The 5405-nt window shown below is 46.1% G+C and carries 6 protein-coding genes; 2 read left to right on the forward strand and 4 right to left on the reverse strand.

All coding sequences use genetic code 11. The annotated features are described in order from the left end of the window. The first annotated feature begins 75 nt into the window (after nucleotides 1-75). Nucleotides 76-597 carry a hypothetical protein gene (locus H6G92_RS38055; RefSeq protein ID WP_190901943.1) on the forward strand — a complete coding sequence of 174 codons (522 nt, stop codon included), beginning with the start codon at nucleotides 76-78 and terminating at the stop codon, nucleotides 595-597. 95 nt (nucleotides 598-692) lie between these two features. Here the strand turns inward: H6G92_RS38055 and H6G92_RS38065 are convergent, their stop codons facing one another. From H6G92_RS38065 to H6G92_RS38080, 4 genes are all read right to left on the reverse strand, one after another. Then, nucleotides 693-2063 (reverse strand): hypothetical protein, encoded by a 1371-nt coding sequence (locus H6G92_RS38065; protein ID WP_242059520.1) that lies wholly within the window; start codon nucleotides 2061-2063, stop codon nucleotides 693-695. Between the two features lie 104 nt (nucleotides 2064-2167). Then, nucleotides 2168-3766 carry a hypothetical protein gene (locus H6G92_RS38070; protein ID WP_190901945.1) on the reverse strand — a complete coding sequence of 533 codons (1599 nt, stop codon included), beginning with the start codon at nucleotides 3764-3766 and terminating at the stop codon, nucleotides 2168-2170. Nucleotides 3767-3940: 174 nt separating this feature from the next. Then, nucleotides 3941-4276, reverse strand: coding sequence for a helix-turn-helix domain-containing protein (locus H6G92_RS38075; RefSeq protein WP_190901947.1), 336 nt, complete (start codon nucleotides 4274-4276; stop codon nucleotides 3941-3943). 149 nt (nucleotides 4277-4425) lie between these two features. Next, nucleotides 4426-4770, reverse strand: a complete 345-nt coding sequence (locus H6G92_RS38080) for a hypothetical protein (RefSeq protein ID WP_190901950.1) — start codon at nucleotides 4768-4770, stop codon at nucleotides 4426-4428. An 88-nt stretch (nucleotides 4771-4858) separates the two neighbouring features. On the opposite strand from H6G92_RS38080, the gene H6G92_RS38085 reads away from it, so the two are divergent. Further along, nucleotides 4859-5405: hypothetical protein (locus H6G92_RS38085; RefSeq protein WP_190901952.1), on the forward strand; the 547-nt coding region annotated here is incomplete at its 3' end.

Here is a 5405-nt window from a genome sequence, read left to right on the forward strand (position 1 = left end):
AAGTCTCCACATCAATACTTCCCACGCTAAATGCTAAATTTTATTTAGCCATCCAGCAGGAGTTTTCTTTTTCTTATGTGGTTCTGGTCTGCCGATTCAGTAGAGCAAGAATTATTTGATTTGTACGCTCCAGCCCTGCGATCGCTCGGTGTAAATTTCAGTGACGAGCAACTCCAAGACACTCTAGAAGCATCAAGCTATTGTTTAGAAGATGCTTTCAGGAGCGCAATCGTTTATATACTCTGGCTCGAAGAAAACCTCAAGCCCATCTACCCGACTGCGATATTAATCGAGGCACTGGCAAATCAATGGCGCACCAAGTACTGGAAGCCGGAGTATCTAGAACTTGAACAATTGCTCTCTCTCGGAAAGCGCTGGTGGAGGGCAGCAGTGGATAAGTGGGGTTACGACGAGCGTAATCAACTGGTTGCAGATATATTTTACGACCACGGGCAGGAATTTATTAAGTTCCGAAATGGTAAAGAAATTCTGGTTGATACTGCTTATAAGTGGGGATGGCAGCGAGTCGCAGATTATGCGTCCCCGTTTTCAGAAAGTAATTCGTCGCTTGGCAGCATCAATGCAAGGGAACTTTGATCTACACCTTCTGCACAAGAGTAGATAAGCGCCATCAAGCAGCAATCACTTTAGCTGCGCGCTATTCTGAGGCAGTGTAATTTTTGTATGATTTGTTACCTCTCCAAATTCACCAGCACCCCATCCACACAAGCAATCCCCCACTGCGGAAACTTCGCCAGCAATTTCTTGATCACAATCTGCAAAGCCGGATCATCATCCCAGCACGAGAGCAAGTACTCAACCCCCGGATTCTGCCCCGAATTCGCCGCAACTTTCAGTTTTTTCATACGCTCCGGTCGCATATTTGACCGCGCAACTATCGCCTCATGCGACCATTTTTCAGCGCTGGTGACAGACGCGGCGGAACTTTCACCCTCATCAACTGCTTTGATTTCTACACCCAAAACCGAGTTTTCAACCAACAACGAAGTGGAATTACCCTGTTCTACCTGCTCTTGTGTTTGATTAGCGATCGCAAAAGTTGAATAAAATTCATTTTGATTGACGGACGCGGCGGAACAAGTACCTTCATGACAGTCCCTCGCTTCAATGCTACAATCCTGCTTTTCAGCCAACAACGAAGCGGAATTACTTTGTTCTACTTGCCCCTGTGTTTGATTAGCGATGGCTACGCCCGCCGCAGGCATCGCAGAATTTAAAAATTTTTCATTTTGAGCGACGGGCGCGGCGGAACCAGTACCTTCATGACAGTTCCTCGGCTCAACACCACAGCCCTGGTTTTCAGCCAACAACAAAGCAGATTCATCTTGTGCAGCATCCACGAGCGTTAGCGTCGTGCAGTCAATTGCCACAGGCAAGTCTTTTTCTTTCTCTGACACGCTTTGAACAGACTGAGGCGAAGCGCCCCTCAAGGGCGCATGAGCCGTCTCTTCAACACGCGAATTTCCTGTAAGCGTGTCAGAGAAACATCTCACCAACTCATTTGATGAGTTGGTGAGATGTTCTTGAGTAGTTCGTGAGGGTTCACAGAACCCTTGCTCTGAATCACTTTGACCTAAAATAGATGCTTCGTACAAAGCACCCATTTCTTCACAGCCAGCATCTATCTCTGAGTCCCCAGCATTTGATTCTCGTTTTTCAGCATTTGGTTCTTGTTTTTCAGAATTGGCTTTCTCCCAAAATTCTTTCATCCGACTGCCATGCAAATTTTTTACCATCCAGCTAGCCGTTTCCCTGCCATCCTGAATCGACTTGTCGGGTTTAAAAATGAATAGTCCACTGTCAGATAGAATTTTCTTTGCAGAGATAAAAGTACTGTATCCCAAAACAGAAGTCAAAGGCATCCACCGGGAACCATAGGGGTCAGCAGTCCAGCACTCCTGCCACAATTGGGTAACTGATGGCTTTTGCTGCGATGCCCACAGCATATCTTGTATGGGAATAATGACATGAAGCCGCTTATACGGTGACTGTGGTTTATTAGCAGCCTTTTTGGGCTTGGGCTTTGTGATAGTTGCAGTCATTTTACAATCTCCTGTTATGTTGACGCACGGAAATTTCCCCCACTGTGATGCGGGGCTTGGTACGTGCATTTATTTGTCTAAAAAGTCACTGATACACTGGAAGCTTATTGAGGCTGCCAGAATCGCAATTCATCTCGAAAGTATCTGTCAGTCTTTTTCGATTGCTCCTTCCAGTGATCCCAAGCCACTATCACCTCATCCCCTAATTCTTCTACTACTTCGCCCCTTTCAACATACAAAGTGCGGTATGGGTCGGCGTGGGCAACGATAGAACCAAGCCCGATTATGGGAGGTTCAGTAGATGCCGTTTGAAGTGCGATAATTAATTCTGTTTCCTGGGTGGTAAGTTCTGTCCAATAGTCTGATTTAATCACCTCATACTCTTGTGCCACTGCCGAATAGTCCTGCCACGTACACCCAGGCTGTGAAAGCACCCCCCGAATGTCACTAACCGCTTGGGGTAGCATTTTCAATTGCTCGGCTCGATATGCGATCGCGGATTGTGTCGGTTCACTCCCTAGTATTAGCGCTGCTGCCTCCAATGCCTGAGTATTGTTCATGGCATTGGCTAAGTTTTTCAAAGCCATACCCATCAGCCGCAGACATTCCTGGGCATTCTCTTTGGGTGGTTCTTGTGCCAGCGATCGCAGGTCAATTGTTTTCTCTAGGGCAAGTTTTACCTGCTTGTTCAAAGCTTTGGTCGCTTGCTGGGTCATCGTATTTCCCCATTCTTGAGAAGGGCGCTGTTCAACCGCACGTTCTAATTCCTGAATGCGTTGCTGGAGTTGCTGATTTTCAATCTCCAGTTTCTTTAACCCTTCCATCTCATCCAGCCGTTGCTGTAACTGGATGTTTTGCTCTTTCTGCTGCTTGTACAGGTTTTGCAAGGATTGGATTTGCTCACTTACTTGTTCTTCTGCTCTGGTTGTGACTTCTGACTGTAATCCAATCCTCAATTCCTGCTCTAAGCGCTCTAACTCAAGCTTGTGTTGTTCTTCGAGCGCTGCGATCGCTTCAGAATATTCTTTAGGGTAAGTCCGCCCACTCGATTCGGACACAATTGCGTCATTTAAACCAGTCAAATCAGCATTGTTGATCAACAACCTTTCACCATCGCTGAAGGTGACAATCTGCTGATAGTTATTCGGTGCGTCTGCCTCAATTACTCCCGATTCGCCATAACGAGGGTGCGAAAGGGAAGAAACAGTGACAGAATTACACAATTGCGTTTTGACTTTTTCTTGTTTTGTGCTACTGGTTCTAGTGGGTGACGTATTTTTTGGAACAACCTTCTGAACTGCAAGAGCAAAATCGGCGGCAGTGGGGAAGGGTTTTTCTTTCGCTGCGATCGCTACGACTTCCTGTAACTTATCAGGAGTTTTGATCAAACAAAGCAGGGGGCGAGTTTGAGAAGGTTTAGTGATTTTTACCCTCAGTTCCTCTGGCAGGGTATCAACTATTTTCTTCGCAGACAGCAAATCCCTGACGCGGCGATATCCCCCGTGTTTAGTTAACTCGTTCTCGCAATAGTCTTCAAAGCTCTTGTGTCCACCATCAGAGTAATAGTGGTTGTCTCGCATAAGGCGCAGTTCATCTATTGCTTGCCACTCGAATTTGTCGATGGCAGTGAAGGTTTCCTGGATGCTGGCGTTGACAACACTGTAGTCCAGCGTCGTTGTTTGTTCGGGTTCTAGTGTCAGCATATCTCTTGCTCACTATGGTAAATGCTTGAAAGTTGAGGTGTTGCAGTTTAACCAAAGTGAACCGAGGAGATGCTGAAGGGTGTTTGCACAAAAATGTGTCAGCATTATAATAAGCTCACTTTGTGATCAACGGATTGAGCAGGCGATCGCGTTGCTTGGCGGCGGGCGATCGCTTTATGCTGCAATATCCTCAGTTACTTCTTTATCAGTTTTAGGAAGTTGGTGTTTTGCTATAGTGATTCCCTTACTTAGTTTCTGTTGATTTTTTTCCGCCTTCTCCGCATCGTTATCTGGGATATAAATCAGTAAGTCTCCAGGTTGACAATCAAGAAATTGACAAATATCGTTTAGCCGCTCAGGTGACATCCGAGGCATGGTATCAGTTTTCCGTAACCTGTAAACAGAAGTTTCGGTGATGCCGATACCTTCGGCCAGGTCTTTATTTCTGACTCTTTTTTGGGCCATGATTTCATTCAGCTTCCAGCGAATCACTCTTTTATCCATCGTCATTACTCCACAATCCTAATATTCATAGTGGAAAAACGATTAATCTTCTTTTAGCGTCTACAGCTTTATTATACACAAGACTACTATTAAAATAATTGGCACTACTAAAAATATTCGTGAGATGTTGACAAAAATATACGCCTCACGTATATTTATAAATATAAGGGCAAGGGCAAGGGAAAGCAAACTGCCTGCACCCGGACGCAATAAAGGGTTTGCACTATCTGAACCTTGACAGCACAATCCAAAGTGACAGCTTGAGGAGCAACCGAGGCACTGGCACAACCAGAGAAGGCGAGGGGTACACAGCATGGAAATGGATTTGCACTGAATAAGAAATTACCAGCAGGACGACGGACGGCAGTTGAAGCGTTTGAAGTCATACACGTCGCCTGATACGCTGTATCTCCTGTATTGGTATCGCTCAAGTGCCACTGGCTTTGAGCCGCAAATATATGGCTACGCCAAATCTTTTTGAGAGCGTTGTGCTGAACCACAACGTTCTTTGCACACATAACAAAAGCGATCGCTCATGTCTGGAAAACTCAGCGATCGCTTTTTACCCTTTTACCAAGGAACTCTATTATGACTTATACAACACGTACACAGCAAGCACTTTCTAGTTCTTCTGTTGACGAGCAAGCCACAGCCCAAGCAGAACTGTACACCCACCTAGAATCCCAAGCCGAAGCTGTAGCCCCAACCCAAGACCCCCTGACTGCTCATGACCGTCGCATCATTGGCGAGATTATCCAAGTCCAACCCGAATCCGTTCGTACTATCTGGATAGAAGGCGGAATCACAGTATGGGTGCAGTTCGTGGAAGGCGGACGGCTCCCATTTGATCGCAACTGGTTCGCTACAAGAGTTGCAGAAGTCAAAGCAATGCTACCAGAAACATCACGGGAACGGAATCGACGACTGGAGTCCGAGTTGAAAAAAGCTTGCACTATTTTTGGTTTGTATCACGGTGAGATTGATTATCTAGTATTCAGTACGAAAGTTTATCGCCAGGGCAAGTTAGTTGGCTTCGTTGGCTGGGATGAAGAGGGCTGGTATGCCAGACCCAGACAGTACGGACTTAATCGCGTGGCTCCTAGTGCAGAACAAGTGATTGCCTCCTTAGGAGTCC

Origin of the sequence: Nostoc foliaceum FACHB-393 (assembly GCF_014698505.1) — a bacterium.
Lineage (GTDB): Bacteria > Cyanobacteriota > Cyanobacteriia > Cyanobacteriales > Nostocaceae > Nostoc > Nostoc foliaceum_A.